Source organism: Sphingomonas montanisoli, from assembly GCF_008274695.1.
Taxonomy (GTDB): Bacteria; Pseudomonadota; Alphaproteobacteria; order Sphingomonadales; family Sphingomonadaceae; genus Rhizorhabdus; species Rhizorhabdus montanisoli.
Genome location: NZ_VTOU01000001.1, coordinates 405,710 through 430,370 on the forward strand (window position 1 = coordinate 405,710; position 24,661 = coordinate 430,370).

Here is a 24,661-nt window from a genome sequence, read left to right on the forward strand (position 1 = left end):
TTGAAGTTAACCCGGCCCGGTGCTGAAACCGCCCGATGACCGCGCGCCGCTTCGCCACCATTTTGCTGTTCGCGCTCGGCGCGGCGATCCTCGCCGAGCCAGCGCTCGCCTCGACCGCCGGCCCGGCGCAAACCGGGGCGCTCGACCGCGCGATGGGCACGATCGCGGGCAACGGCCAGCCGCTGAGCCTGTCACTCCAGATCCTCGTCCTGATGAGCCTGCTGACGGTGCTGCCGTCGCTGGTGCTGATGATGACGAGCTTCACGCGGATCATCATCGTGCTGTCGCTGCTGCGTCAGGCGCTGGGGCTGCAACAGACGCCACCCAATCAGGTGCTCGTCGGCCTCGCCCTGTTCCTGTCGCTGTTCATCATGCGGCCGAGCATCGACCAGATCAACGCAAACGCCTGGAAACCCTATGGCGCCGGGCAGATCGGGATCGAGGAAGCGATCACGCGATCGGGCACCGTGCTGCACGGCTTCATGATCCGCCAGACGCGCCAGACCGACCTCAAGCTTTTCGCCGATCTCGCCAAGGCACCGCGTTTCCAGCGGGCATCGGACATCCCCTTTTCGATCCTGCTGCCCGCTTATGTGACGAGCGAACTCAAGACTGCATTCCAGATCGGCTTCCTGATTTTCCTGCCCTTCCTGGTCATCGATCTGGTGGTGGCCTCGACCTTGATGTCACTGGGCATGATGATGCTATCGCCGGCGATTATATCCATGCCGTTCAAGCTGTTATTGTTCGTTCTTGTCGACGGATGGGCGCTGACGATGGGCTCGCTGGCGGGGAGTTTTGCGGGTGGTTAGCATGATGCAATCCCACCCGATCCCGTCATCCCAGCGCAAGCTGGGATCTCTGGAAAGTGGTAGTGCGCAAGAGCCTCGTGAGATCCCAGCTCGCGCTGGGATGACGATCGGGGTGGGAGCGTAATGGGCGCGTCTTCCCCCGATTATTTCATCGGCATCGCGCAGCAGGCGATGTGGATCCTCGCGCTCGCTTCCGCGCCGATCCTGATCCCGGCGCTGATCGCGGGGATCATCCTGGGCATGATCCAGGCGGCGACGTCGATCAACGAACAGACGCTCGCTTTCGTCCCCAAGCTGATCGTCGTCGGCGCGATGCTGGCGCTGTTCGGTGGCGCGATCCTGATGCTGCTCGCCGATTTCACGCGCGAGATGTTCGCGCGGATACCGGATCTGTTGCAATGATCCCCACGGCCTTCGCCGGGGTCGAAACCCAGCTATGGCTGTGGATGATCGCGATGATCCGGCCGGGGGCCGCCTTCATGGCCGCACCGGTCTTCGGCGCGCCCGCGGTGCCGATGCAGTTGCGGACGGTGATCGCGCTCGCAATCGGCATTCCAGCACTCGCCAACACGCCGTTTGTGCTGCCCGAAGGCGGCATCGCCTCCTTCGCAGGCATAGCGTTGGTCGCGGGCGAAGTGCTGGTCGGCCTCGCGCTCGGCTTTGCGACCCAGATCGGCTTTTCGGCCGCGGTGGTCGCGGGCGAAGTGATCGGCAATGCGATGGGGCTGGGTTTCGCGGGGATGATGGACCCAGCCAGCGGCACGCCCACCCCCGCAATCAGCCAGTTCATGTCGATCATCGCGACCTTCCTGTTCCTGGCGATCGGCGGGCACCTGCAGCTCGCGACGATCATCATCGAAAGCTACAAGGCGCTGCCCCCGGGCGAGGCGTGGATGGGGGCGAAAAGCCTGCAGGGGCTGGCCCTGTTCGGGGGCGACCTGTTCGCGGCTGGGCTGGCCATCGCCCTGCCCGTCGGCTTCGCGCTGATCCTCGTCCAGCTGGTGATGGCGATGCTCGCGCGATCGGCGCCGCAGATGAACATCTTCTCGGTCGGCCTGCCCGCGACGCTGCTCGCCGGCCTCGTCCTGCTCGCGATCGCCGCGCCCTCGATGGGCGACGGCATCACCGCATCGATCCAGCGCGGCCTTGCCGTCGCCCACCAGCTTGCGCTCGGGAAATAGGCTATGGCCGAGGGTCCCGAGGCCGACGACAAGACAGAAGCCCCAACCCCGAAGCGCAAGCAGGAGGCTGTCGAAAAGGGCGACGTCCTTCAATCCAAGGAGCTCGGCACCGCGCTCGTCATGATCGCAGGTGCGGCGTGGATTGCGCTGGCGGGGCCTTGGCTGATGGGGTCGCTCAAGTCGATGCTGGCCGACGCATTGTCCTTCGATGTCGGCGCGGTCGAGAATTTCGACGCGGGATCAGCGATAACGCGCACCCTGCTGCAGGTCGCGCCGCCGCTCATCGTGCTGATGGGGCTGACCTTCCTCGCCGCCATCGCGGCACCGGCAGCGCTCGGGTCGCTCGGCTTCCGCTGGGAGGCGATCGGGTTCAAGGCGAACAAGCTCGATCCGATCGCGGGGATCAAACGCATCTTCGGCACGCAGGGGCTGGTCGAACTCATCAAGTCGCTGCTCAAGATCGTGGCGATGGGCGCAGTCGGCTATTGGTTGCTGGCGGGCCAGGTGAAGCAGATCGTGACCATGGGCCAGCAGGATCTGCGCACCGCTCTGGGGCAGCTGGGATCGACCTTCGTCTATGCGGTGGTGGTGATGACGCTGGCGCTCGCGATCGTCGGTGGCCTTGATGTTCCCGCCCAGATCTTCCAGCGCCAACGCCGCCTGCGGATGTCGAAGCAGGAGATCAAGGACGAGTCCAAGCAGACCGAAGGATCGCCCGAGATGAAGGGCGCCATCCGATCGAAGCAGATGCAGATGTCGCGCAGCTCGGCCCGCAAGGCGATCAGCGAGGCAACCGTGGTGCTGACCAACCCGACCCATTTCGCGGTCGCGCTGCGTTACCGCCCCGGCATGGACCCCGCCCCCGTCGTCGTAGCGCGCGGGCGCGGCGTTACCGCCGACGTGCTGCGCGAACTCGCGACCGAGAACGGCGTGCCCCTGCTGCGCTATCCGCAGCTGACGCGCGCGATCTACTATACCAGCCGATCGGGCCAGATGATCCGCGACGACCTCTTCATTGCGGTCGCATCGATCCTCGCCTTCGTCTTCAATCTCGATCGCGCAGCGGCCGAAGGCATCGTCCAGCCCGACATCGACGTACCGGGCGGCGCCCGCTTCGACGAGGATGGTCGACCAACGGCGTAAAATTCGCCGTCCGCAAACCCTTCGGTAACCATCTTCGCCCTAAACCACCCCGTCGCGATGCCGTTAACGGCTGAAACGAGGGTGGAAATTCATAATGGTTACGGCAGTCGGATCGTCGATCCTATCATCGCTGGGCGCGTCGAACATCGATACGGCCTCGCTCGTCGATCAGCTGGCGACCGCCGCGATCGCTAACAAAGCCGCTGCGCTGACCAAGAAAGAAACCGCGAACACTACCAAGATCTCCGACCTCGCCAATGCGATCAACACGATTACGACCTTCTCCTCGTCGCTCGCTTCGCTGATTTCGGGCGGGTCGCTCTACACCCAGCCGACCAGCTCGAACACGTCGCTGGTGCAGGTGAGCGCGGTCGCCGGCGCGCGGCTTTCGGGCCTGTCCGCGACGATCGAGGTGCAGCAGCTCGCCACCGCGCAGACGATGACGTCCGCCCCCCTGTCCGGCAGCAACGCCGCGATTGGCGAAGGCACGCTGCAGCTCAAGGTCGGTGACAAGACCGCGACGATCAAAATCGATTCGACCAACAACACCGCCGCCGGTCTGGCCAAGGCGATCAAGGACGCGAACCTGGGCGTCACCGCCAGCCTCGTCACCGATAGCACCGGCACCCGCCTGGTCGTGAAGGGGCAAACCGGAGAAGATAACGCCTTCTCGCTGACCAAGCTGACCGGCGACGATGTAGGTATCGGCCGCTTCACCTTTGATCCGGCCACCTATGACGAGGACAACGTCACCGGCCTGACGCTGAAGCAGGAGGCGCTCAACGCCGAACTGATCGTCGACGGCGTCGCGGTCAGCAAGGCGTCGAACAGTTTTTCAGACGTCCTCGACGGCGTGAAGATCGACCTGCAGGGCGCGGCGCCCGGCACCAAGATCTCGATCGGTGCGAACCAGCCGACCGAAGCGATCAAGCAGGCGGTGAGCGACATCGTGGACGCCTATAACGAGGCGCGCTCGACACTGAGCAAGATGACCGGCGTCGACGGCAGCCTTCGGTCGGATTCGGGCATCCGTTCGCTGGTGACCAAGCTGTCGCAGCTGACGACGACCAAGCTCACCTATCCGGCCGATCCCAGCAGCCCTTCGACGCTGGCCGAGATCGGGGTCAAGACCAACCGCGATGGCACGCTCACGCTTGACGCGGCCAAGCTGTCGTCGGTGATGACGAGCAATCCCGAAGCGGTCGAGGCGATGTTCAATCCGGGGCAGCGCTCGTCAAGCCCGCTGATCCAGATCACCAGCCCGATCGGCAAGACGCCGGGTGGCATCTACACCGTGACCAACGTCAAGGCGGCGACCAGCAACACGGCTGCCTCCGCCACGCTCGACGGACAGGCGATGCTCCCATCGGGCAGCGACAGCGTGCAATCGTCCTTCTTCGCGGCATCGGCCGGCCTGATCTTCAAGCCGTTGGGCGACGTCGCGAGCGCGACCATCTCGATCGATCTCGGCATCGCCGGCGCGCTTGAGGCGATCAAGACCAGCCTCACTGCCTCGTCCGGCGCGCTCACCGCATCGCAGACCCGGCTCGACACGGAGAAGAAGACGATCTCCGACGAGAAAGAGAAGCTGACCGTGCGGGACGCCGCCTATCGCGAGCAGCTGACCAAGCAATATACATCGTTGCAGACCCGGCTGCGCGCCTACAGCTCGACCCAATCGTTCATCACCCAACAGATCGAACAATGGAACAAGAGCAACAATTGATGCCAGCCCGCATCACCCTTTTCATGTTCAGGAGCTTTGAATGCTGATGTCCGGTTATCCCGGTGCCGCCCGTGGCCGCTATCAGGCCGTCGACGTCGACAGCCGGATCGAAAGCGCATCGCCGCACAAGCTGATCGCGATCCTGTTCGACGAACTGATCAAGGCGATCGAGATCATGCAGGCGGCGCAGTCCATCGGCAATCGCGCCAAGATGATCGACAAGCAGCAGCGCGCCGCGAACATCCTGCTCGCGCTCGAAACCAGCCTCGATTTCCGGGGTGGCGGTGATCTGGCGATCACGCTGGCGCAGGTCTATCGCGAAGGGCGCCGGCTCGTGCAGCAGGGCGGCCGCGAGGACAGGCCCGAGATGGTCGAGGAAGCCCGCTCGATGCTCGCCGAAATCGCCAGCGCCTGGGAACAGATCGGCTGACGCTTACCGGCGCGTTAACCGCGCTGCTTCAGATCGGCTTCAGCAGCTTCGCCACACAAGGATGGCGAACGGAGAACAGGCCATGACAGCTACCAAACGACAGATTCGCGACGGTGGCGACCTCCGGTCGGTACGCGCACCTGAGCAGGTGAACCCGATCCAGGCCGCCGCGGCCAATACGCGCCCGGTCGAATCCCCAGCGCGCATCTTGCAGGATCAGGTCGGCCGCTATGCCGCCGGTCATGCCGTACGCCTGCCCCGCGAACACCGATCGCAGCGCGGCGAATTGTCGCGCTTCATACTGGGCGCCGTCACCTTGTGGGGCTGCACCCTCGGCGGCATCGGCGCGCTGCTCGTCAAAGCGGCGATGTAATCATCTAAGGTCCTCCCCCTGGCGGGGGAGGATCAAGATTCGTCCAGCTTCGCTCCGTCCACGGTGCGCTCGATCCGGGCGCGCTCTTTGTCCGCCGCCTGCTTCTCTGCCTTCGTCCGCCCGAATGCCGCGCGGTTCGCATCGGCGCGGGCCTTGTCGTCGGTGCGCTTCTTCGCCTTGCGGGCTCGATTGAGGTTGATGATCTCAGCCATGAACCCATCCTGCCCCGAAATGCGTGACGCCGGAACCCGCTTCGTCTAAGGCGCGCCGATGAATGAAGATGCCATCGCCGGCTGGGTGCGCGACGCGCTGGGCCATGCGCCCCGCGATCCCGCCCTGTTCGTCCGCGCGCTGACCCACGGCAGTTACAATGCCGACCATTATGAGCGGCTTGAATTCCTGGGCGACCGGGTCTTGGGCCTGATCGCGGCCGACTGGATCTATGCCGAGTTCCCGAACGAGCCCGAGGGCAATCTATCGCGCCGGCTCAACGTGATCGTCAGCCGCGAAACCTGCGCCGATGTCGGCCGCGACATCGGAGTGCCCGAGCGGCTGATCCTGGGCAAGCAGGCGCGCGACGACGGCGCCCGCCATTCCGAAAATGTCGTCGGCGACGTCGTCGAGGCGCTCATCGGTGCGCTGTTCCTGGAGGCCGGGCTCGACGGTGCGACCGCATTCGTCCGCCGTGCGTGGGGCGATCGGGTCACGCGGCAGGCGCAGGCGCCCCGGCATCCCAAGTCCGCCTTGCAGGAATGGGCCGCTGCCAATCGCTGCCGCCCTCCCATCTACACGCTGGGCGCGCGCACCGGCCCCCACCATGCGCCGCGCTTCAACGTCACCGTCGCCATCCCCGGCCGCGCCGAGGCGAGCGCCGAAGGCACATCGAAGCAGGAGGCGGAAACCGCCGCCGCCAAAGCCCTATTGGAGAAGCTCGCATGACCGAACGTTGCGGATTCGTCGCCGTCGTCGGCGCGCCGAACGCGGGCAAATCGACCCTCGTCAACGCGATCGTCGGCCAGAAGGTCGCGATCGTCAGCCCCAAGGCGCAAACGACGCGCACCCGCCTGATCGGCGTCGCGATCGCCGACCAGTCGCAGATCCTGTTGATCGACACGCCCGGCATCTTCGATCCCAAGCGCCGGCTCGATCGCGCGATGGTCGCCGCGGCCTGGGGCGGTGCGCAGGATGCCGATCTGATCGCGCTCGTCGTCGACGCCCAGACCGGGGTCACCAAGCGGGTCGCCCCGCTGATCGAGACGCTTAGCCAGCGTCGCGAGCCCAAGCTCGTTATCCTCAACAAGGTCGATCTCTGTTCGAAGGGGACGTTGCTCGAATTGGCGACGAAGCTGCAGGAAGCCTTGAACCCCGAGGACATCTTCATGGTCTCGGCGTCGACCGGCGACGGCGTCGGCGACCTCAAGGCGGCGCTCGCCGCGCGCGTGCCTGAGGGGCCATGGCATTTCCCCGAGGAGCAGGTGTCCGACGCCACCGACCGCATGTTGGCAGCCGAAGTGACGCGCGAGCAGCTCTACCTGCAACTCCACGCCGAGTTGCCCTATGACAGCGCGGTCGAGACCGAGAAATATGAGGAGCGCAAGGACGGATCGGTCGCGATCTACCAGCAGATCCTCGTCGCCCGCGATACCCAGCGCGCGATCGTCCTGGGCCATCGCGGCGCGCGACTGAAGGAAATCGGCAGCCGATCGCGCGAGGAACTGGCCAAGTTGCTCGACCGCAAGGTCCATCTGTTCCTGCACGTCAAAGTGGCGGAGAAATGGAGCGACGATCGCGGGCTTTATCGCGAAATCGGGCTGGATTGGGTCGACTAGGCGCCTAGCACCTCGTCCACCCAGGCGGGCACCAGCACGCTCGCCGGCCCCATCCGGCTCTCGTCGAAATTGTAGCTTCCCGCTGACGGCTCGAGGTTGAGTTCGAGCGTCTCGGCGCCGAAATGGCGTGCCATCTGAACATAGCCCGCCGCCGGATAGACTGCGCCCGATGTGCCGATCGACACGAACAGATCGGCCTCGGCCAGTGCCGCCTCGATCCGGTCCATCTCATACGGCATCTCGCCGAAGAAGACGATGTCGGGCCGCACGCCACCGCTCTCCCCGCAGACGGCGCAGTCCGGCCCGTCGAGCATCGCCCCGCCGAAGGAGGCGCGCCCGCCGCACCCTTCGCACAGCGCCGACATCAGTTCGCCATGCATGTGGAGCAGCCGCTTCGCCCCCGCGCGTTCGTGCAGATCATCAACATTCTGCGTGACGATCAACAGGTCGCCCGCCCATTCGCGATCGAGCCGCGCCAGCGCCTCGTGCGCCGCATTGGGTTTGACGCCGCCTAGCGCCGCGCGCCGCTGATCGTAGAAATCGAGCACCAGCGGGCGATTGCGCGCCAGCGCCTCGGGCGTGCAGATATCCTCCACTCGATGCCCCTCCCACAGCCCACCGGGCCCGCGAAACGTATCGAGCCCACTTTCGGCCGAAATGCCGGCGCCCGTCAGGACGACGATGTTGCGGACTGCGGTGGGCATCGCGCTCCTATCGTTCCGCCCAGGGCAGCGCGCGGTTCAGGGTTTCGACGACCTCGGCCATTGGCTCGATCACGGTGACGCTGCGCCCCTCGCCGAAGCGGATGCGGGTGCCGTCGGTGACGGAGGATATGAAGGTGACCTGCGCGGCGTTGACGGCGGTTTCCAGGCGATCGGTGTCGGTAAGGGTGACGATCATGGCACATCCTCCTTCATTGTTATCGGCACAGACTAGGCGCCTTTTCGTCGCTGTCACCGATAAATAATCGCTCTGTCGCATCCATAACGCATCTTGGCCCGTAACTGTCGTTGCTTCCCACACATGGGAGGCTTCGAGAGGATGTCTTCCCATGAGCATTAAGTTTCGCCTGAGCCTGGCCGCGATCGCGCTTGCCGTCGCCGCGCCCGTCATCGCCGCCAATCCGATGGTCGGTGGTGCCGCGATGTATCCGACCAAGACGATCGTCGACAATGCCGTGAACTCGAAGGATCACACCACCCTCGTCGCCGCCGTGAAGGCCGCGGGCCTGGTCGAGACGCTGCAGGGCACCGGCCCCTTCACCGTGTTCGCACCGACCAACGATGCGTTCGGCAAGCTGCCGGCCGGCACCGTCGACACGCTGGTGAAGCCCGAGAACAAGGACACGCTCACCAAGATCCTGACCTACCATGTCGTCGCGGGCCGCATGACCTCCAAGGAAATTGCCGCCGCGATCAAGGCAGGCAACGGCAAGGCTAGCCTCACCACCGTCCAGGGTGAGAAGCTCACCGCGTGGATGCAGGGCGACAAGCTGGTCCTGACCGACGCCAAGGGCGGCAACTCGACCGTCACGATCAAGGACGTGATGCAGTCCAACGGCGTGATCCACGTCGTCGACACCGTCCTGATGCCGTAATGGGCTTTCGGAGGCCGGGCCCGTCCCGGCCTCCGCCTTACGAGGTGAGTTGCAAGCACGATCGCCAGCGCCCATTAAGCCGCCGGATCAACAAGGGCGGACGGCATGACGGCGATCGGGATTTTGGGTGCGCAGGGACGAATGGGCCTTGCGATCGCCAATGAGGCGACCGGCTTGGGTGCCACGATCGCGGGCGGGGTCGATCGCGAGGGCGCGGTCGTCGGCCCGCATGCGGATGCCGCGGCACTCGCCGGCGGCGCCGACGTCCTGATCGATTTCTCCTCCCCCGCCGCGCTCGAAGCGCATCTCGCGGCAGCCGAGGCGGCGGGCAGGCCGATCGTCATCGGCACGACCGGCCTGAAGCCCGAACATCACGCCCGGATCGACGAGGCTGCGAAGCACATCGCCGTCCTCCAGTCAGCGAACACCTCGCTGGGCGTCAACGTGCTCAGCCTGCTGGTCGAGCGTGCGGCGAAGATGCTCGGCACCGACTGGGATATCGAGATCGTCGAGATGCATCACCGCCACAAGGTCGATGCCCCGTCGGGCACCGCTTTGCTGCTCGGCGCATCGGCCAATATCGGCCGGGGTGCTTCGAACGGGACCGACCTGAACCGCATCGACCGGATGGGCAACGATGCCGGCGCGCGCGAAGAAGGCGGTATCTACTATGCCTCGCTGCGCGGCGGATCGGTGGCGGGCGATCACCAGGTCGTATTCGCGAGCGACGGCGAGCGGATCGAGCTAGGCCACCGCGCCGAAAATCGCGGCATCTTCGCCAAGGGTGCGGTGAAGGCGGCGCTGTGGCTCGCGGGGAAGCCGGCCGGCCGATACACGATGGGCGACGTGCTGGGGCTCTGATGCGCGAGGCGTCGTCCCCGACCCCGTTCGTGTCGAGCGAAGTCGAGACACGTTGGCTGGGTGCGCGGTGCCGCGTCTCGACTTCGCTCGACACGAACGGTTATTTTTGGGGCGGGTTCGGGAAGTGAAAAAAGCCGACGTCTTCGAATTCTACCGGCGCCTTGCGGAGTCCGATCCGGCGCCCGAGACCGAACTCGAATATGTGAACCCCTACACTCTGCTCGTCGCGGTCGCTTTGTCCGCGCAGGCGACCGATATCGGGGTCAACAAGGCGACGAAGCTGCTGTTTCAGGAGGTGCAGACCCCGCAGGCGATGCTCGATCTGGGCGAAGCGGGGCTGAAGCAGCACATCAAGACGATCGGCCTGTTCAACACCAAGGCCAAGAACGTCATGGCCGCCGCCCGCATCCTGGTCGACGAACATGATGGCGAAGTGCCGCAGAGCCGCGAGGCGCTGGAGCAGTTGCCGGGCGTCGGGCGCAAGACCGCCAATGTCGTGATGAACGTCGCCTTCGGGGCAGAAACGATCGCGGTCGATACCCACATCTTCCGTGTCGGCAACCGCACCGGCCTCGCCAAGGGCACGAACGTGCTGCAAGTCGAACTCAAGCTGGAGAAAGTGACGCCCGCGCCCTTCCGCCAGCACGCGCACCATTGGCTGATCCTGCACGGGCGCTATATCTGCAAGGCGCGCAAGCCCGAATGCTGGCGCTGCCCGGTGGACGACCTGTGCGCCTTCAAGCCGAAGACGCCGGCGCCCAAGCAGAAAGCCGCCTGAACGCGGCTCAGGAGGTTGCCATGAAGCTCGGCTTGCCCATCATCCTCACGATCGCCAGCCTTGCCGCGACCGCCGATGCCCGCTCGCTCAAACCCGAACAGGAGGCGCTGATCAAGCCCGACGGCAAGGCCGTCAGTTGCATCCCGATCAGCCAGATCCGGTCGAGCCGCGTGCGCGACGACAGCACGATCGATTTCTACATGAACAACCGGAAGGTCTATCGGAACAAGCTACCGTCGCGCTGCCCGTCGCTCGGCTTCCAGGAACGATTCAGCTACGCGACCTCGATCTCACAGCTTTGTTCGACTGACATCATCACCGTGCTGTTCTCCAACCCCAATTTCATGCCCGGCGCATCGTGCGGCCTCGGCCAGTTCCAGCCGGTGACGGGTGCTCCGAAATAAGGCCAGCTCCATCCTCCCCGCCCGGGGGGAGGATCATAAAAGCTTAAAAAACCGGCGGCGCCTCCCCCCTTCGGAAGCGCCGCCGCACTACGTCCGCCAGGACGAACTTTATCGTTCAGCCGACCGATGCATGAAGCGACCACGCCCATTCCTCGCCCGGGCCGCGCTCGATACCGAGATCGGCAGCGATATCCTCGACCGGCCAGTCGAGATAATCTTCCCAATCGACCATCATCAGCGGCTTTTTGATCGCCTCGCCCGCCGTGATGCCCAACCGCATCGCGTGAAGCTGCGCGGGCATCAGGGCGGGATAATGGAGCGACACGCGATAATATCCGGTCGCGCTGACGAACATGTTCGCCTCCGACAGATATTGCGCCAGCTTCGGGGTGAAATAGGCCGCGATCGACGTCGTGTTCATGATCGCCAACGCTTCCTCGCCCAACTGGTGCGGGCCGAAGCCGGTGATCATATGTTCGATATCGTGGTTCGCCACGCGGCGCTTCATCACATATTCGATGTCGTTGCGGACCTCGAGGCCCGCCTTCATGAAGTTCATCTCCATGCCGCTCTGGCTGATGAAGGCGTGAATCTGCGCGCCCAAAGTGCCGGGCTTGCAGTCGGCGACGATCTCGGGCGTGTAACTGGTCATCCGCCGCGCATCGAGCCACGCAGCCAAATCCGGCTTCTTCGCCCTCTCCGCCTGCATCAGCGCATAGAATTCGGCATTGTCGCGCACCTCGGCCAGCGCGCGGACCATGTTCGGGATCAGATAGGTTTCGGGTAAATCCGGGCCATGCCGCCGCAGCGCGAACTGTGCGAAGGTTTCGCGGAAATAGGGATCGTTGAGATATTTCGAATTGGACGTGAGCACGCTCGACACCGCCGGCTCGGCCTCGCCGCGCATGTAGCGCTTTTCGGCGTCGGTCAGTGCGCGACGCTCGTTGGCGTCGGCGATCGTCGACGGATCTTCGATACGCTCACGATCGAGCGTGGCGACCTCTGGCGGTGTCATCGGCCTCTCCTATTTTGATCGGGAGGATATGCCTTTAGCGCCGCCCGGCAAGCTTCGGGGACATGCCTTTGCACCCCGCCCCGCCTTATGGCCCATTTGGGCCCGTCAAATGACCCGTAACATTCAACGTCGCAAAAAAGCCCCGTCGAGCATCGGCGGGAAACTACCCACGTCATGGATGCGGCCGACGATGTCATCGGACCGCATCACCGCACCCGTCGCATACCAGCTGACCTTCTCGTGAGGCAGGTTGCGATCCTTGTCTCCCAGCGCGAACAGCTGCGCCATGAAGTGGTTGAACAGTTCGTCGGCCTTGGCGAAGCTCTCCTCGCTCAGCCGCGTCAGACCCGATCGGCAGATCGTGTGCGGATCGGTGAAATCCATGTCGGCGAACAACTTGCGCCACCGTTCCTGCACGCTGCGGACCATCTGTTCGTTGAGCTGTGCGAAAGGGCGCAGTGAAGCGCGCAGCTTGACGCGGTTTGCCGGGTAGAGCGCGATCACGCCGATCTTGTCGAGCTTGGTGAGCAGGAAGGTCATCTCGCTTTCGCTCAGTTGCAGATTGTGACCGATGCGGTCGACGCTCCATCCCTTGCTGAGCAAGTAGAAGGTCAGCCCCATCACCTGGTTCTCGGCCAGCGCGCTCTCCTGCGCGGAGGTCAGGAAACTGCTCGCCACCGCTTCGGCATCGACCGCGAGTTCGGCGAGTTCGAGCAGGTCGGTATCGACGACCGCGCAGATACGTTCCAGCGCCGCCACCGTCAGGCCGCGTCCGCTCATGTAGCGCTTCATGGTCTTTTCGCTGACACCGATCTCCTTGGCGACATCGGCATAGCGCAGGCCCGCGGCGTGAAAGAGCCGCTTGAGCTGCGCGAGCATCCGCCCGCTGTCGACATTGCCGCGCCGCACGCCTTCGATCCGTTCCCTAGCGGCCATCATCATCCTCCCTCCCCGGCTGATGCGCCTATCCACCCCTTCATGCGGGACCGGTCAACCCGAAATCCATCAACAGGGGTCAGGAGCCGTCCCGCGCGAAACGATCGACGCTGTCATCGAGCGGGGATAGGCTGATCGCATGCTCGCCACCCTCCTCCTCGCCGCGACAGCGGCCGCCCTTCCGGATCCGCTGCTCTGCGTGCCAGGCTCGGGTCCACGTATCGTTGCGCATCGCGCTCGGCGCGACGCGGATCGGCCCGAGAACAGCCTTGCGGAAATGAAGGCGACCGCCGCCGCGCCCTATATGCTGGAGATCGACCTGAGCGAGACACGCGACGGCGCGATCCTGCTCCTCCACGACGACTATCTCGATCGCACCACGACCGGCCGAGGCCCGCTCGCCATTCTGAGCTACCGAAGCCGCGAAGCTCCTGCTCAGGGATAGCCCGGAAACGCTCCCGCGCTTCGATACGGTCGCGCGCTGGGCGGCGCGCAATCCCGGCGTTACGCTGATGCTCGATATCAAGAAGGTGCCGCCCGCCAAGGTCGCGCCCATCGTCCGGAGCGCACGGATGGCCAGACGTGTGCTTGTCCTGACCTTCGATCGCAAGACGGCCGAAGCCGCGATCGCGGCGGATGCGGATTGGCGCATCTCGGTGCTGGTCAAATCGCGCGAGGAGTTGCGGGCCTATGGCGACATCTTCGCCCGCCGACGCTTCGTCGCCTATCTCCCGACCTTGTCGCCAGCCGCCCTGTTCGCCGAAGCGCGATCGGCGGGCGTCCCGACCCTGACCGACGCGATGAGCGGCGGCGCCGACGCCCCCGATCGGCTCGCGGCGGCCGACGTCGGCGCCTATCGTCGCTATCTGGCCGATCGCCCTGCCGATCTGCTCGTCACCGATCACGCCACGCGCCTGCCCGCCTGCGCCGGTTAGGGTCGCCATACCTCGTGCCGGGCCATCGCCCGATCGAACAGGGGCGATGCCAATTGCGCCTCAAGCCAGCGCTGCACACCGGGAACCGGCTGGCCGTCAAACCACGCCCGGTCCGTCGCGGCAAACTGGCGAACGAACGGCATCAGCGCCGCATCGGTCAGCGATCGGGTCGCCCCACACAGATAAGGCTGTCGAGATAGTCGATCGTCCAGCGCCGCGAGCAGGCCCAGCGCCGCCGCGCGATGCGCGACCGGATCGGAATCATGGCGTTCGGGATATTTGTAGCGATCGAGATGATGCTTGAACGGACCGTCATTGGCCTCGATCAAGGCGGTGTCGTCGCCATCGAGCCAATGTTCGGGATCGTGACGACCGAGCGCCCAGCGCATTATGTCGATGCTCTCGTCGATCACCGGTCCATCCGGTAACACCAGCACCGGCACGGTCCCCTTGGGCGACGCCGCGATCATCGCCGCGGGCTTGGCCGAGAGCTTCACCTCGCGCAGTTCGAAGGCCGTCTCGCCGACCAGCAGCGCCAGACGCGCGCGCATCGCATAGGGACAGCGCCGAAAGCTGTAGAGGACCGGCTCAGCCATCCCTGGCCGGATAGGTCGCGCCGACGTGCGCCACGCCGCGCGCATCCGCCAGGCTGGTCTGGCGATGGCGTTCGGCATAGCCCGCCTTCTGCTCCTCGCTGCGGTCGGCGTGGCAGGCGGGGCAACTCACCCCCTCCTCATAATGGTCCGAAGCCCGATCCGCGATGCTCACCGGCATCCGGCAGCCATGGCACAGTTCGTGGGTGCCCGGCGCCAGCCCATGGCCCACCGCTACCCGCTGATCGAAGACGAAGCATTCGCCTTCCCAGCGGCTCTGCTCTTCGGGCACGGTTTCGAGATAGGCCAAAATGCCGCCCTTGAGGTGATAGACCTCCTCCACGCCCTCCGCCGCGAGGAACGCAGTGGATTTTTCGCAGCGTATGCCACCGGTGCAGAACATCGCGACGCGCGGGGTCTCGCCCTTGGCCAGCAGTTCGTCCCGGTGTTCGCGAAACCAGATGGGGAAATCGCGGAACGTCCGCGTCTTTGGATCGATCGCACCGGCAAAGGTGCCGACCGCCACTTCATAATCGTTGCGCGTGTCGATCAGGATCGTGTTCGGATCGTCGATCAGCGCGTTCCAGTCCGCCGGCGCGACATAGTGGCCGGCATCGGCGACCGGATCGATCGCCGGCTCGCCCATCGTCACGATCTCGGCCTTGATGCGGACCTTCATGCGGTGGAACGGCATCGTCTCCGCGCGGCTCTCGCGCACCTCGATATCGGCGCAGCCCGGCAGCGTGCGGATATGGTCCAGCACCTCGCCGATCGCGTCATCCGTCCCCGCGATCGTGCCGTTCAGCCCCTCGTGCGCCACAAGCAGCGTCCCCTTCACCCCCCGCGAACAGCATGCGAGCGCGAGCGAAGCGCGGATCGTCTCCCGATCGGCGAAGGGCGTGAAGCGGTAGAGCGCGACGACCCGGATAGGGAAATCGGCGGCGTCCGGCTGATGATGTGCGTCTGGTAGCGGCATGGGCCTGCAGTAAGTCTGGCGCACCCGACAGGATTCGAACCTGTGACCCCTGCCTTCGGAGGGCAGTACTCTATCCAGCTGAGCTACGGGTGCGTTGAGGGGCGCTTAGCAAAGCGTTGTGGCCCCCGCCAGCGCAAATCGTCAGCCCCACAGCGCCGGATCGGGCGGTGAGGCGATGCCGTTGGCAAAGGCGACGCCGGGAACGCGATCGCGCGCGAGCAGCAACGGCCCGTCGATATCAACCCATCGGGCGTCCTGCGCGACGATCGTCGCCGGCGCGATACCGAGCGAGGTCGAGAGCATGCAGCCGACCATGATCTCCAGCCCGGCCGCTTTGCCCTCCGCCGCCAGCGCGAGCGCCTCGGTCAGCCCGCCAGCCTTGTCGAGCTTGATGTTGATCGCGGCATAGCGGCCCCGGCAACGCGCAAGATCAGCGCGATCCTGGCAGCTTTCGTCGGCGCACAGGGGAATCGGAGAGATGACGCCATCGAGCAGATGATCTTGGCCTGCCGCGACGGGCTGTTCGATCAGTTCGACCCCGAAGGGCAGCAGGCGCGCGGCTTCGTCGGCAACGTCGCGTCCCGTCCAGCTTTCGTTGGCGTCGACGATCAGGCGCGCATCGGGCGCCCCACGCCGTACGGCCGCGACCCGATCGAGGTCGCCCTCCCCCGCCAGCTTGAGCTTGAGCAGAGGATAAGTCGGCGCGGCGACACGCGCATCGGCCTCCATTGTCGCAGGGTCCGCGACCGAAATCGTGAAAGCCGACTGGACTGGCGCGATTGCCGGCAGACCCGCACTTGCCCAGGCGCGCACACCGCTGGCCTTCGCCTCCAGATCCCACAAAGCGGCGTCGATCGCGTTGCGGGCTGCCCCCCGTGGCATGGCGGTCAGCAGCGCGTGCCGATCGATTCCACTCGCGACAGCGCGGGCCATCGCGCGCGCCTGTTCGGCTACGCTCTCGGCGCTTTCACCATGATAATAGATCGCGGTGCCCTCACCCCGGCCGACATGCGGGCCATCGGCAATCTCGACGCAGACCACGTCGACCTGGGTCTTGGCGCCGCGCGCAATCGTGAACGCCCCGGCGACCGGCCAGGTCTCGATCCGAACGTCGAGCCGGCGCATCAGGTGAGGTTCGATCCCTTGTCGCGCGGCACGGGGCGTTCGCCCGGCGTCGGCCACATCGCCTTGGGCAGCAGCCGCCCCTTGCGCTCGAACGCGGCCTTCACCGCCGGCCGCGCGAGGAAAGCCTGCCACAGCGACCGCAACCGAGACGGCGCTGCCGCCCATTGCGAGGCGGCAGGCTGGAACTGGACGACGAGGTTGCTGGCGACATCCTCGTCGTCGATCGCCTTGATCAGCATCTTCTCCGCCTCGGCATCGCGCTTGAGGCACAGCAAAGCCTCGATCGTCGCGGGCTGGTTCTGCTGCGCGGTCGCGACCAGCTTGGCCATCGCTGCATTGGCCTCGGCCGTTCGGCCCAGGGCACCCAGCGCGCAGATTTCGGTGCGATCGACCCAGCGCCGGCCATAATCGGTCAGATATTGGGCGGCGGTGGCGTTGATCGCGCGGGCGGCGGTTAATGCCTGCTCCTCGCGCCCGGCCTCATCGAGCATCTCGGCATAGGTGACCAGTGTCGCGGCCGCCTCGGGCGTCTTAACCAGATTGAGCGCGGCGAAGCCCGACAGAAGCTTGAGCGCCTCATCCGAACGCTTGAGCGCCAGCAGAGCGCGGGCGCGCAGCAATACGGTGCGCACGCCGTCGCGGTCCATGCCGTCGCGCGGCACGATGTCCGACGTCATCTGAACCACGTCGGCATAGCGGCCGAGCAGCAGCATCGCCGACGTCGCATCGCGCAGCGCGCCCGGTGCATCCGGATTGTCCGAATAGAGATCGAGCTTCGCCTTGGCATAGCGATCGACCATCGGCTTGCCGTTCGGGCCGAGCAGATCCTCGATCGACGGCCACAGCACCGAATAGCGCCGTTCGATCGCCATGGCGGTCAGCTGCTCGGGCTCGTCGACCCTTTCGAGCAGGTTCGCGGCCTCGTCGGCGCGGCCCTGATCGACCAGCGAATCGATCGCCCCCTGCGTCACACTGATGCGCAGATCGGGCATGTCGGCGGGCAGCCAGTCGGCCTTGGCCAGCGCAACCATCATCCGGCCGCGCGCGTCGAAGGCGCGCTGCTCGCCCAGCTGAATCGCGATCGCGCGGACCGAGGCGCCGGTCAGCAGCTCCAGATTCTTGGGTGAGGATCCGGCGAGCTGGACGATCTTGTCCGCAGCATCGACGAAACGGCTCGAATCGGCCGCCACAAGCACGCCAAATGCCTGGACGAGCCCATCTTTGGGCAGGCTCTTGGCCAGTTCCTGCTGAACAACGGGGATTTCGCCCGTCCGGCCAGTCGCCGCCAGGCACGCGAGCCGCATCCGCTGGATGATCGGCCGCTGCGGCGTGTCGCCGAGCTGCGGCACGATCGGATCGAGCGCGGCGAGCACGCCAGTGCAGTCGTTGTTCACCGCCGCCGCCTGCGCGGCCTGCAACGACGCGTCTAGCGAATTGGTGGGTAGCGCGGTAGTTTCGACAGCGTGAACCGGCGCTGCCGCAGCGATCATGAGGCTCGCAAAGCCGATAGCGGCCTTACGCCCCATGCTTGGTGATCCAATCCTCGACGACGGGCGCGATCTTCTCCCGCCAGCGGCGGCCGTTGAAGATGCCGTAATGGCCGACACCCTCGGCGATGAAATGCTTCTTGTGGGCCTTGGGCAATTGGGTCGCGATCGTCAGCGCCGCCTTGGTCTGGCCCAGGCCGGAGATGTCGTCCTTTTCGCCTTCGATCGCGAGCAGGCCGCAATCGGTGATCGCGGCCGGATCGACCTTGCGCCCGCGATGGGTGAGCTCGCCCTTGGGCAGCAGGTGCCGCTGGAACACGCTGTCGATCGTCTGGAGATAGAATTCGGCGGTCATGTCGCAGACTGAACGATATTCTTCGTAGAATTTCTTGGTCGACTGCGCGCTCTCCTCATCACCGTCGACGAGATGCTTAAACATCCCCCAATGGCTGACGAGGTGATTGCCCAGGTTCATCGCCATGAAGCCGGCCAGCTGCAGGAAGCCCGGGTAAACGCGGCGGCCACCGCCCGGATACAGGACCGGTACGGTGTGGATGACATTCTGTTCGAACCAGCTCAGCGGCCGCTGCGTGGCGACGGTGTTGACCACCGTAGGCGCCTCGCGCGTGTCGATCGGTCCGCCCATCATGGTCAGCGTGCGCGGGCGGCACGGATTCTTGTCCTCGCACATCAGCGCCGCGGCGGCATAAGCTGGAACCGAAGGCTGACAGACCGCGAGCATGTGCGTGCCCGGGCCGATCTTCTCCAGGAACTCGATGACGTAATCGATATAGTCGTCGAGATCGAAGGTGCCTTCCTCGATCGGCACGTTGCGCGCATCACGCCAGTCGGTGATGTAAACGTCCGCAAACGGCAGCATCCGCTCGGCGGTTCCGCGTAGCAGTGTCGCATAGTGGCCGGACATCGGAGCGACGATCAGCAGCTTGGGGCTGCCCGTCACGCCCTTGCGGCGGAAGCGCTTGAGCTGGCCGAAGGGCTTGCGGAGGATGATTTCCTCGGTGATCGGCACAGTCTTGCCGTCGACCATCACTTCGGTGAAGCCGAAGGCCGGCTTGCCGCGCGATGCGGAGGCATGGGCGAACACGTCGAGGCCCGACGCCATCATCGGCGCCATCGAACCATAGGATAAGGGGTTTAGCGGGTTTTGCAGCCATTCGGAGCCGATATCGGCCCAGGCGCTGGCAACCGACAGCAGGTTACGCTGAAACTCATACGCATTGTACAACATCGAACCGCTTCTCCGCTTTGCCAGCACCGGTTTTACGACCAACTCGGCAGATCACGCAATGCGAACGCCGCAACCCCTGATGTGGGTCCGACATTTAGCTCACAAAGGTTGAAAATCGGCGAATTACGGCGCGCGTTCCCGCGCGCCATCATTCCGATCAGCCGTTGAGGCGCATGTCCAGATAACCGTCCACCGACTGCATCAGCTGCGGCATCTCATCGGCGAAGAAGTGGTTCGCCGTCGGGATGGTGTCGTGGTGGATGGTGATGTGGCGCTGGGTGCGCAGCTTGTCGACCAGCTTCTGGACCGCACCCGGGGTCACGACCTCATCGGCCTCGCCCTGGATGATGATGCCCGAGGACGGGCACGGCGCCAGGAAGGTGAAGTCGTACATGTTCGCGGGCGGCGCGACCGAGATGAAGCCCTTGATCTCCGGCCGGCGCATCAGCAACTGCATGCCGATCCATGCGCCGAAGCTGTAGCCCGCGATCCAGGTGGTCTGCGCCTCCGGATGGATCGACTGGACCCAATCGAGCGCCGAGGCGGCATCCGAAAGCTCGCCGATGCCGTTGTCGAACACGCCCTGGCTCTTGCCCACGCCGCGGAAATTGAAGCGCAGCGTCGCGAATCCGCGGCGCACGAACGTCTGGTACATCGCCTGGACGATGCGGTTGTTCATCGTGCCGCCCGACTGAGGATGCGGGTGCAGGATCATCGCGACAGGCGCGCGCGGGCGCGGCCCCGGATTGAAACGGCCTTCGAGGCGACCTTCGGGTCCGGGGAAGATGACTTCGGGCATCGCTGTCCTTGAATGCTGGCGGCGCGCGGGAATGGCGTCCTAATGATCGTCCGCCTATATAGAAACGGCTTGGCTTTGCGCAATCTTTGGAAATGCTTCTGTCGAACCGTATCTATCTCGATCACGCCGCGACCACGCCGATGCTTCCGCAAGCGATCGCGGCGATGGCCGACGGGCTGGCGCGCTGGGCCAATCCCTCCTCCCCCCATGCCGAAGGTCGCGCGGCCCGTGCCGCGCTGGAGGATGCGCGCGCGCGGATCAAGGCGGCGCTGGGCTGGGACGGCGCACTGATCTTCACGAGCGGCGCCAGCGAGGCGCTGGCGATCGCGCTCGGCCGGGCAAAGGCGGGGCGGCGCTTCGTCTCGGCGGTCGAGCATGATGCGGTGCGCCGGACCGCCGCCGACGCGGATATACTGCCGGTCGATGCCGATGGTGTCGTCGATCTCGCCGCCATTCACGGTGATCGGCCGCTGATCGCGGTGCAGGTCGTCAACAACGAAACCGGCGTGGTTCAGCCCCCGGTCAGCAGTCATTTCTGGCTCGCCGATGCCGCGCAGGCCGCCGGCAAGATCGCACTGCCCGACGCTGATTTCGTCGCGGTGTCGGCGCACAAGCTGGGCGGCCCGCCGGGGATCGGCGCGCTGCTGATCCGCGACCTCGCAGCGCTGGAGGCCAGCGGCGGGCAGGAACAGGGCTATCGCGCGGGCACCGAGAACCTGCCCGCCGCGCTGGGTTTCGCGGCGGCGCTGGAGGCAGGCGAAGCGTGGATGGACCGCGCGGCCGAGCTTCGCGCGCGGCTCGATACCGCGATCGAGGCGGCGGGCGGTATCGTCGTCGCGAGGAACGCCTCTCGCCTCCCCACGATCGCGAGCTATCGGATGCCGGGAGCCGCCGCGACCGCGCAGCTGATCCAGTTCGATCTGGCCGGAATTGCGGTGTCGGCGGGCAGCGCCTGTTCGTCGGGCAGCCTGAAGTCCAGCCACGTCCTCGCCGCGATGGGATGGAACGAGGCCGCCGCGCGCGAGGTGGTGCGGGTCAGCTTCGGGCCGTCGACGACCTCGGACGAGCTCGATCGCTTCATCGCAGAATGGACGAAGATCGCGCGAAACACGCGGACCCGCGCCGCATGATCTACCTCGATTATCAGGCGACCACCCCGCTCGCGCCCGAAGCGAAGGCGGCAATGCTCCCCTATCTCGACGACAGGTTCGGCAACCCGCATTCGGCGCATCGGCTCGGCCGTGAAGCCGCGGCGGCGGTCGAGGTGGCGCGCGAACAGGTCGCGGCGCTGCTGCCGCCGGGAGGGCGCACGATCTTGACCAGTGGGGCGACCGAGGCCCTCAACCTCGCGATCAAGGGACTTCCGCCCGGCGATATTGTAACGATCACTACAGAACATGCGGCGGTACTCGATACGGTGAAAGCGATGGCCTGGGGCGGACGCAACGTCACCGTCCTGCCGGTCGGGCCCGACGGGCTGGTCGACATGCCGGCCGCGATGGGCGCGATCGTGCCCGGCGTTTCGGCGGTCGTGGCAATGCTGGTCAACAACGAGATCGGGGTGATGCATGATCTCGCGCCGCTGGCCGAACTCGCGCACCACGCGGGCGCCGCTTTCGTCTGCGACGCGGTGCAGGGCTATGGCCGCGTCGACATCCCGGATTTTTGCGATCTGATCGCCCTTTCCGCGCACAAGATTCACGGCCCCAAGGGGATAGGCGCCCTGTGGGTGCGCGACGGGATCGTGCTCGCCCCGCTGATTCACGGCGGCGCGCAGGAGCAGGGGCTGCGATCGGGCACCCTCGCGCCGATGCTCTGCGCGGGATTCGGGGCGGCAGCGAAACTGGCGGCCGAGCGACGCGATGAGGATATGGCGCACGTCGAGACATTGTGGGATCGGTTGTCCGCGCCGTTGCTGGCCGAAGGCTGGACGGTCAACGGGTCGGTCGATCGCCGTTACAAAGGCAATCTCAACATTCGCCGGCAAGGCATTGATTCGGCACGACTGATCTCAGGATTGCGCGACATCGCATTCTCGTCCGGATCGGCGTGCGCGAGCGGATCGGGGCGGCCGAGCCACGTCCTCAAGGCGCTCGGTCTATCCGATGCAGAGGCCCGCGCCAGCATCCGTCTGGGCTTCGGCCGCTACACCACCGAAGCCGAGATCGACGAGGCTGCCCGATTGATTCTCGACGCCGCCGCGCGTCAGGCTATGTGGGCGGCATGACCCGCGTCACCTTCCTTTCCGCCGATGGCGAGCAGCGCTCCGAGGTCGATGCACCAGCGGGCCATCGCCTGCTCGAAGTCGCGCAGAATGATGGTCAGCCGCTCGAAGGCACATGCGAGGGCCAGATGGCCTGTTCGACCTGCCACGTCCTGATCGCGGCCGAGGATTTCGGCAAACTCCCCCGCGCCTCCGAAATGGAGGAAGACCTGCTCGACCTCGCAAGCCACGTCACCCGCTATTCGCGGCTCGCCTGCCAGATCGAACTGACCGACGCGATCGACAGCCTCACCGTGCGTATGCCCGGCGGGGTCAAGAACATGCAGGGGCGTTAAGCCGCCATATCGCTGAACTGGAGCCGGGCGAGGCGGGCGTAGAGGCCCTCGTGCGCCGTAAGCGTAGCGTGGGTGCCTTCCTCGACGATCCGGCCCTGATCCATCACGATGATACGATCGGCCGCACGAACGGTCGCCAGACGATGCGCGATGACGATCGTCGTGCGATTCGCCATCAGCCGGTCGAGCGCATCCTGCACCAGTCGCTCCGATTCGGCGTCGAGCGCCGAGGTCGCTTCGTCGAGCAGCAGCAGCGGCGCATCGCGTAGCAAGGCCCGCGCGATCGCGAGCCGCTGGCGCTGGCCACCCGACAGACGCGCACCACCTTCACCCAGGAACGTATCGAGCCCTTCGGGCAAGGCGCGCAGGAAGGTGGCGGCGTTGGCAGCCTCGGCGGCCTTCCAGATATCGTCCTCGCTCGCATCCCAGCGGCCGTAGCGGAGGTTATCGCGCGCAGAGGCGCCAAAGATCACCGTTTCCTGCGGCACGATCGCAAGGCGCGCACGGATCTCGGCCGGATCGGCATCGGGCAAAGCGACACCATCGAGCCGAAGCGCGCCGGATTCGGGATCGTAGAAGCGCTGCGCAAGCTGCAGTAGCGTCGATTTGCCTGCGCCCGACGGCCCGACCACGGCCACCATCTCGCCCGGCGCGATCGACAGCGAAAAATCGTCGAGCGCCTTGACCTCAGGCCGCGTCGGATAGCGGAAGGTGACGTGATCGAAGGCCAGGGTGCCGACCGCCGGTACCGGCAGTGCGACCGGAATGGCGGGCGCGTGGATTTCGGGTTCGGCGTGGAGCAGTTCGGATAGGCGCATCGCCGCCCCCGCCCCGCGCACCATATCGCCATAAGCCTCGGCCAGCGCGCCGAACGCACCCGCCATCAGTCCGCCGGTGATGATGAACGCCGCGATCGAACCACCCGACAGCCGCCCGGCTGCGACGTCGATCGCACCCTGCCACATCACCATCGTGATCGACCCGAAGATCAGGCCCATGATCGCTGCGGTCATGAAGGCGCGCATCAGGATGCGGCGCTTGGCGGTGCCGAAGGTCGACGCGACCACCGCACCGAAGCGTTCGGCCTCGCGCTTTTCCTGGCCGAAAGCCTGGACGATCTTCATCGCGCCCAGCACTTCGGAGATCATCGCGCCAACATCGGCGATCCGATCCTGGCTGCTACGCGAAAGCCCGCGCAGCCGCCGTCCCATCACCAGCACCGGCGTCAACACCAGCGGAATGCCGATCAACAGCATCGCCGCGAGCTTCGGCGCGATCGAGAAGAGATACAGGACGCAGCCGATCGCCAGCACGATGTTGCGCAGCGTGACCGACACGGTGGTGCCCACCACCTGTTCGATGATCGCCGTGTCCGCCGTCAGGCGCGACGCGATCTCTGACGGCCGATTCTCCTCGAAGAAGCGCGGCGCGAGGCGGAGCAGGTTCGCCTGCACCGCGATCCGGATGTCGGCGACGACGCGCTCGCCGATCCACGACACGAAATAGAAGCGGAAGGCCGTACCCAGCGCCATGACCGCGACGATCAGCAGCAGATAGCGGAAATAGGGCGCGACATCGCCGCCCGAGGCGATGAATCCCTTGTCGATCACCATCTGGAAACCGCGCGGGATGGCCAAGGTCGAGCCGGCGGCCACCACCAGCCCCAGCGCCGCCGCCATGATCTGCAACGGATAGCGGCGGGCAAAACCCCACAGCATCCTTAGTTCGCCGATCTTCCCCCGTGGTGCCTTGTCGTCCGAGTCTTTCGCCATGCGCGCGAACTAGCACCCCTCCCGCGCGAAGGCGAGAAGCGCGCAACCATTGCGATGCGCGTCCGCCGCCCCTAATGCCGC

General features: G+C 65.6%; 30 protein-coding genes and 1 tRNA gene. 18 read left to right on the forward strand and 13 right to left on the reverse strand.

The annotated features are described in order from the left end of the window. Positions 1-35: 35 nt before the first annotated feature. The 7 genes from fliP (at position 36) to FYJ91_RS02020 (ending at position 5,665) form a co-directional block, all read left to right on the forward strand. On the forward strand, positions 36-812 hold the full coding sequence (fliP, locus tag FYJ91_RS01990) for a flagellar type III secretion system pore protein FliP (RefSeq protein ID WP_149520600.1): 777 nt from the start codon (positions 36-38) through the stop codon (positions 810-812). Positions 813-935: 123 nt separating this feature from the next. Next, entirely contained in the window at positions 936-1,214 is a 279-nt protein-coding gene (fliQ, locus tag FYJ91_RS01995; RefSeq protein ID WP_149520601.1) for a flagellar biosynthesis protein FliQ, read from the forward strand. Next, positions 1,211-1,993, forward strand: a complete 783-nt coding sequence (fliR, locus tag FYJ91_RS02000) for a flagellar biosynthetic protein FliR (RefSeq protein ID WP_149520602.1) — start codon at positions 1,211-1,213, stop codon at positions 1,991-1,993. The genes fliQ and fliR overlap by 4 nt, the downstream gene beginning before the upstream one ends. Before the next feature lie 3 nt (positions 1,994-1,996). Next, the gene (locus tag FYJ91_RS02005) at positions 1,997-3,136 is read left to right on the forward strand and encodes an EscU/YscU/HrcU family type III secretion system export apparatus switch protein (RefSeq protein WP_149520603.1); all 1,140 of its coding nucleotides are present in this window, start codon (positions 1,997-1,999) and stop codon (positions 3,134-3,136) included. A gap of 94 nt (positions 3,137-3,230) precedes the next feature. Next, positions 3,231-4,862: a flagellar filament capping protein FliD gene (gene fliD, locus FYJ91_RS02010; RefSeq protein ID WP_149520604.1), complete on the forward strand. Its 1,632-nt coding sequence runs from the start codon at positions 3,231-3,233 to the stop codon at positions 4,860-4,862. A 40-nt stretch (positions 4,863-4,902) separates the two neighbouring features. Next, a complete protein-coding gene (locus FYJ91_RS02015) occupies positions 4,903-5,292 on the forward strand; it encodes a flagellar export chaperone FliS (protein WP_149520605.1) in 390 nt (129 codons plus the stop codon). Positions 5,293-5,374: 82 nt separating this feature from the next. Continuing rightward, positions 5,375-5,665: a hypothetical protein gene (locus FYJ91_RS02020; RefSeq protein ID WP_149520606.1), complete on the forward strand. Its 291-nt coding sequence runs from the start codon at positions 5,375-5,377 to the stop codon at positions 5,663-5,665. A 32-nt stretch (positions 5,666-5,697) separates the two neighbouring features. Here the strand turns inward: FYJ91_RS02020 and FYJ91_RS02025 are convergent, their stop codons facing one another. Then, entirely contained in the window at positions 5,698-5,877 is a 180-nt protein-coding gene (locus FYJ91_RS02025) for a DUF4169 family protein (RefSeq protein ID WP_149520607.1), read from the reverse strand. 58 nt (positions 5,878-5,935) lie between these two features. Here FYJ91_RS02025 and rnc point away from each other — a divergent pair, with 58 nt between their 5' ends. Both rnc and era read left to right on the forward strand, forming a co-directional pair. Then, complete coding sequence (gene rnc / locus FYJ91_RS02030; RefSeq protein WP_149520608.1) at positions 5,936-6,604, forward strand: ribonuclease III; 669 nt, start codon at positions 5,936-5,938, stop codon at positions 6,602-6,604. Further along, the gene (gene era, locus FYJ91_RS02035; RefSeq protein ID WP_149520609.1) at positions 6,601-7,494 is read left to right on the forward strand and encodes a GTPase Era; all 894 of its coding nucleotides are present in this window, start codon (positions 6,601-6,603) and stop codon (positions 7,492-7,494) included. Before rnc ends, era begins: the two co-directional genes overlap by 4 nt. Here era and FYJ91_RS02040 read toward each other — a convergent pair. Beyond that, the gene (locus FYJ91_RS02040) at positions 7,491-8,198 is read right to left on the reverse strand and encodes an NAD-dependent deacylase (RefSeq protein ID WP_149520610.1); all 708 of its coding nucleotides are present in this window, start codon (positions 8,196-8,198) and stop codon (positions 7,491-7,493) included. The genes era and FYJ91_RS02040 overlap by 4 nt on opposite strands. Before the next feature lie 7 nt (positions 8,199-8,205). Continuing rightward, positions 8,206-8,394, reverse strand: a complete 189-nt coding sequence (locus FYJ91_RS02045) for a hypothetical protein (RefSeq protein ID WP_149520611.1) — start codon at positions 8,392-8,394, stop codon at positions 8,206-8,208. 151 nt (positions 8,395-8,545) lie between these two features. Here FYJ91_RS02045 and FYJ91_RS02050 point away from each other — a divergent pair, with 151 nt between their 5' ends. The 4 genes from FYJ91_RS02050 to FYJ91_RS02065 all read left to right on the forward strand — a co-directional run bounded on the left by FYJ91_RS02050 (position 8,546) and on the right by FYJ91_RS02065 (position 11,134). Next, positions 8,546-9,091 (forward strand): fasciclin domain-containing protein, encoded by a 546-nt coding sequence (locus tag FYJ91_RS02050; protein ID WP_149520612.1) that lies wholly within the window; start codon positions 8,546-8,548, stop codon positions 9,089-9,091. Positions 9,092-9,196: 105 nt separating this feature from the next. Further along, on the forward strand, positions 9,197-9,952 hold the full coding sequence (gene dapB, locus FYJ91_RS02055; protein ID WP_149520613.1) for a 4-hydroxy-tetrahydrodipicolinate reductase: 756 nt from the start codon (positions 9,197-9,199) through the stop codon (positions 9,950-9,952). A gap of 124 nt (positions 9,953-10,076) precedes the next feature. Next, on the forward strand, positions 10,077-10,730 hold the full coding sequence (gene nth, locus FYJ91_RS02060) for an endonuclease III (RefSeq protein WP_149520614.1): 654 nt from the start codon (positions 10,077-10,079) through the stop codon (positions 10,728-10,730). Positions 10,731-10,750: 20 nt separating this feature from the next. After that, positions 10,751-11,134, forward strand: coding sequence for a hypothetical protein (locus tag FYJ91_RS02065; protein ID WP_149520615.1), 384 nt, complete (start codon positions 10,751-10,753; stop codon positions 11,132-11,134). A 115-nt stretch (positions 11,135-11,249) separates the two neighbouring features. On the opposite strand, the gene FYJ91_RS02070 is transcribed toward FYJ91_RS02065, so the two are convergent. Both FYJ91_RS02070 and FYJ91_RS02075 read right to left on the reverse strand, forming a co-directional pair. Further along, a complete protein-coding gene (locus tag FYJ91_RS02070; protein WP_149520616.1) occupies positions 11,250-12,149 on the reverse strand; it encodes a Coq4 family protein in 900 nt (299 codons plus the stop codon). Between the two features lie 123 nt (positions 12,150-12,272). Further along, positions 12,273-13,091: a helix-turn-helix domain-containing protein gene (locus FYJ91_RS02075; RefSeq protein ID WP_149520617.1), complete on the reverse strand. Its 819-nt coding sequence runs from the start codon at positions 13,089-13,091 to the stop codon at positions 12,273-12,275. Between the two features lie 133 nt (positions 13,092-13,224). Here FYJ91_RS02075 and FYJ91_RS02080 point away from each other — a divergent pair, with 133 nt between their 5' ends. Further along, on the forward strand, positions 13,225-13,530 hold the full coding sequence (locus tag FYJ91_RS02080; protein ID WP_149520618.1) for a glycerophosphodiester phosphodiesterase family protein: 306 nt from the start codon (positions 13,225-13,227) through the stop codon (positions 13,528-13,530). Between the two features lie 67 nt (positions 13,531-13,597). Further along, positions 13,598-14,020 carry a hypothetical protein gene (locus tag FYJ91_RS02085; RefSeq protein ID WP_149520619.1) on the forward strand — a complete coding sequence of 141 codons (423 nt, stop codon included), beginning with the start codon at positions 13,598-13,600 and terminating at the stop codon, positions 14,018-14,020. Here the strand turns inward: FYJ91_RS02085 and FYJ91_RS02090 are convergent. The 7 genes from FYJ91_RS02090 to FYJ91_RS02120 form a co-directional block, all read right to left on the reverse strand. Further along, positions 14,017-14,616 (reverse strand): glutathione S-transferase, encoded by a 600-nt coding sequence (locus tag FYJ91_RS02090; protein ID WP_149520620.1) that lies wholly within the window; start codon positions 14,614-14,616, stop codon positions 14,017-14,019. The two genes, FYJ91_RS02085 and FYJ91_RS02090, sit on opposite strands and share 4 nt — an antisense overlap. Next, the gene (gene trhO, locus FYJ91_RS02095) at positions 14,609-15,589 is read right to left on the reverse strand and encodes an oxygen-dependent tRNA uridine(34) hydroxylase TrhO (RefSeq protein WP_149520621.1); all 981 of its coding nucleotides are present in this window, start codon (positions 15,587-15,589) and stop codon (positions 14,609-14,611) included. Before trhO ends, FYJ91_RS02090 begins: the two co-directional genes overlap by 8 nt. Before the next feature lie 16 nt (positions 15,590-15,605). After that, positions 15,606-15,682: transfer RNA gene (locus FYJ91_RS02100), tRNA-Arg, on the reverse strand. 48 nt (positions 15,683-15,730) lie between these two features. Then, the gene (gene dgcA, locus FYJ91_RS02105; protein ID WP_425473983.1) at positions 15,731-16,717 is read right to left on the reverse strand and encodes an N-acetyl-D-Glu racemase DgcA; all 987 of its coding nucleotides are present in this window, start codon (positions 16,715-16,717) and stop codon (positions 15,731-15,733) included. Then, positions 16,714-18,240 (reverse strand): hypothetical protein, encoded by a 1,527-nt coding sequence (locus FYJ91_RS02110; protein WP_149520623.1) that lies wholly within the window; start codon positions 18,238-18,240, stop codon positions 16,714-16,716. The genes dgcA and FYJ91_RS02110 overlap by 4 nt, the downstream gene beginning before the upstream one ends. Continuing rightward, positions 18,230-19,450: a polyhydroxyalkanoate depolymerase gene (locus tag FYJ91_RS02115; RefSeq protein WP_149520624.1), complete on the reverse strand. Its 1,221-nt coding sequence runs from the start codon at positions 19,448-19,450 to the stop codon at positions 18,230-18,232. Before FYJ91_RS02115 ends, FYJ91_RS02110 begins: the two co-directional genes overlap by 11 nt. Before the next feature lie 157 nt (positions 19,451-19,607). Continuing rightward, complete coding sequence (locus FYJ91_RS02120) at positions 19,608-20,249, reverse strand: alpha/beta hydrolase (RefSeq protein WP_149520625.1); 642 nt, start codon at positions 20,247-20,249, stop codon at positions 19,608-19,610. A 92-nt stretch (positions 20,250-20,341) separates the two neighbouring features. On the opposite strand from FYJ91_RS02120, the gene FYJ91_RS02125 reads away from it, so the two are divergent. From FYJ91_RS02125 to FYJ91_RS02135, 3 genes are read left to right on the forward strand one after another with little or no spacing between them, the layout of a single operon-like run. Further along, the gene (locus FYJ91_RS02125) at positions 20,342-21,379 is read left to right on the forward strand and encodes a cysteine desulfurase family protein (protein WP_149521297.1); all 1,038 of its coding nucleotides are present in this window, start codon (positions 20,342-20,344) and stop codon (positions 21,377-21,379) included. Beyond that, entirely contained in the window at positions 21,376-22,476 is a 1,101-nt protein-coding gene (locus FYJ91_RS02130) for a cysteine desulfurase family protein (RefSeq protein ID WP_149520626.1), read from the forward strand. The genes FYJ91_RS02125 and FYJ91_RS02130 overlap by 4 nt, the downstream gene beginning before the upstream one ends. After that, positions 22,473-22,808, forward strand: a complete 336-nt coding sequence (locus tag FYJ91_RS02135) for a 2Fe-2S iron-sulfur cluster-binding protein (RefSeq protein ID WP_149520627.1) — start codon at positions 22,473-22,475, stop codon at positions 22,806-22,808. The genes FYJ91_RS02130 and FYJ91_RS02135 overlap by 4 nt, the downstream gene beginning before the upstream one ends. Here the strand turns inward: FYJ91_RS02135 and FYJ91_RS02140 are convergent. Then, entirely contained in the window at positions 22,805-24,580 is a 1,776-nt protein-coding gene (locus FYJ91_RS02140) for an ABC transporter transmembrane domain-containing protein (RefSeq protein WP_149520628.1), read from the reverse strand. The two genes, FYJ91_RS02135 and FYJ91_RS02140, sit on opposite strands and share 4 nt — an antisense overlap. Positions 24,581-24,661: the final 81 nt, after the last annotated feature.

Coding starts and splice junctions, on each gene's coding strand:
- fliP (WP_149520600.1), top strand. CDS start 36: ATGACCGCGCGCCGCTTCGCCACCATTTTGCTGTTCGCGCTCGGCGCG.
- fliQ (WP_149520601.1), top strand. CDS start 936: ATGGGCGCGTCTTCCCCCGATTATTTCATCGGCATCGCGCAGCAGGCG.
- fliR (WP_149520602.1), top strand. CDS start 1,211: ATGATCCCCACGGCCTTCGCCGGGGTCGAAACCCAGCTATGGCTGTGG.
- FYJ91_RS02005 (WP_149520603.1), top strand. CDS start 1,997: ATGGCCGAGGGTCCCGAGGCCGACGACAAGACAGAAGCCCCAACCCCG.
- fliD (WP_149520604.1), top strand. CDS start 3,231: ATGGTTACGGCAGTCGGATCGTCGATCCTATCATCGCTGGGCGCGTCG.
- FYJ91_RS02015 (WP_149520605.1), top strand. CDS start 4,903: ATGCTGATGTCCGGTTATCCCGGTGCCGCCCGTGGCCGCTATCAGGCC.
- FYJ91_RS02020 (WP_149520606.1), top strand. CDS start 5,375: ATGACAGCTACCAAACGACAGATTCGCGACGGTGGCGACCTCCGGTCG.
- FYJ91_RS02025 (WP_149520607.1), bottom strand. CDS start 5,877: ATGGCTGAGATCATCAACCTCAATCGAGCCCGCAAGGCGAAGAAGCGC.
- rnc (WP_149520608.1), top strand. CDS start 5,936: ATGAATGAAGATGCCATCGCCGGCTGGGTGCGCGACGCGCTGGGCCAT.
- era (WP_149520609.1), top strand. CDS start 6,601: ATGACCGAACGTTGCGGATTCGTCGCCGTCGTCGGCGCGCCGAACGCG.
- FYJ91_RS02040 (WP_149520610.1), bottom strand. CDS start 8,198: ATGCCCACCGCAGTCCGCAACATCGTCGTCCTGACGGGCGCCGGCATT.
- FYJ91_RS02045 (WP_149520611.1), bottom strand. CDS start 8,394: ATGATCGTCACCCTTACCGACACCGATCGCCTGGAAACCGCCGTCAAC.
- FYJ91_RS02050 (WP_149520612.1), top strand. CDS start 8,546: ATGAGCATTAAGTTTCGCCTGAGCCTGGCCGCGATCGCGCTTGCCGTC.
- dapB (WP_149520613.1), top strand. CDS start 9,197: ATGACGGCGATCGGGATTTTGGGTGCGCAGGGACGAATGGGCCTTGCG.
- FYJ91_RS02065 (WP_149520615.1), top strand. CDS start 10,751: ATGAAGCTCGGCTTGCCCATCATCCTCACGATCGCCAGCCTTGCCGCG.
- FYJ91_RS02070 (WP_149520616.1), bottom strand. CDS start 12,149: ATGACACCGCCAGAGGTCGCCACGCTCGATCGTGAGCGTATCGAAGAT.
- FYJ91_RS02075 (WP_149520617.1), bottom strand. CDS start 13,091: ATGATGATGGCCGCTAGGGAACGGATCGAAGGCGTGCGGCGCGGCAAT.
- FYJ91_RS02080 (WP_149520618.1), top strand. CDS start 13,225: ATGCTCGCCACCCTCCTCCTCGCCGCGACAGCGGCCGCCCTTCCGGAT.
- FYJ91_RS02085 (WP_149520619.1), top strand. CDS start 13,598: ATGCTCGATATCAAGAAGGTGCCGCCCGCCAAGGTCGCGCCCATCGTC.
- FYJ91_RS02090 (WP_149520620.1), bottom strand. CDS start 14,616: ATGGCTGAGCCGGTCCTCTACAGCTTTCGGCGCTGTCCCTATGCGATG.
- trhO (WP_149520621.1), bottom strand. CDS start 15,589: ATGCCGCTACCAGACGCACATCATCAGCCGGACGCCGCCGATTTCCCT.
- FYJ91_RS02110 (WP_149520623.1), bottom strand. CDS start 18,240: ATGGGGCGTAAGGCCGCTATCGGCTTTGCGAGCCTCATGATCGCTGCG.
- FYJ91_RS02115 (WP_149520624.1), bottom strand. CDS start 19,450: ATGTTGTACAATGCGTATGAGTTTCAGCGTAACCTGCTGTCGGTTGCC.
- FYJ91_RS02120 (WP_149520625.1), bottom strand. CDS start 20,249: ATGCCCGAAGTCATCTTCCCCGGACCCGAAGGTCGCCTCGAAGGCCGT.
- FYJ91_RS02125 (WP_149521297.1), top strand. CDS start 20,342: ATGCTTCTGTCGAACCGTATCTATCTCGATCACGCCGCGACCACGCCG.
- FYJ91_RS02130 (WP_149520626.1), top strand. CDS start 21,376: ATGATCTACCTCGATTATCAGGCGACCACCCCGCTCGCGCCCGAAGCG.
- FYJ91_RS02135 (WP_149520627.1), top strand. CDS start 22,473: ATGACCCGCGTCACCTTCCTTTCCGCCGATGGCGAGCAGCGCTCCGAG.
- FYJ91_RS02140 (WP_149520628.1), bottom strand. CDS start 24,580: ATGGCGAAAGACTCGGACGACAAGGCACCACGGGGGAAGATCGGCGAA.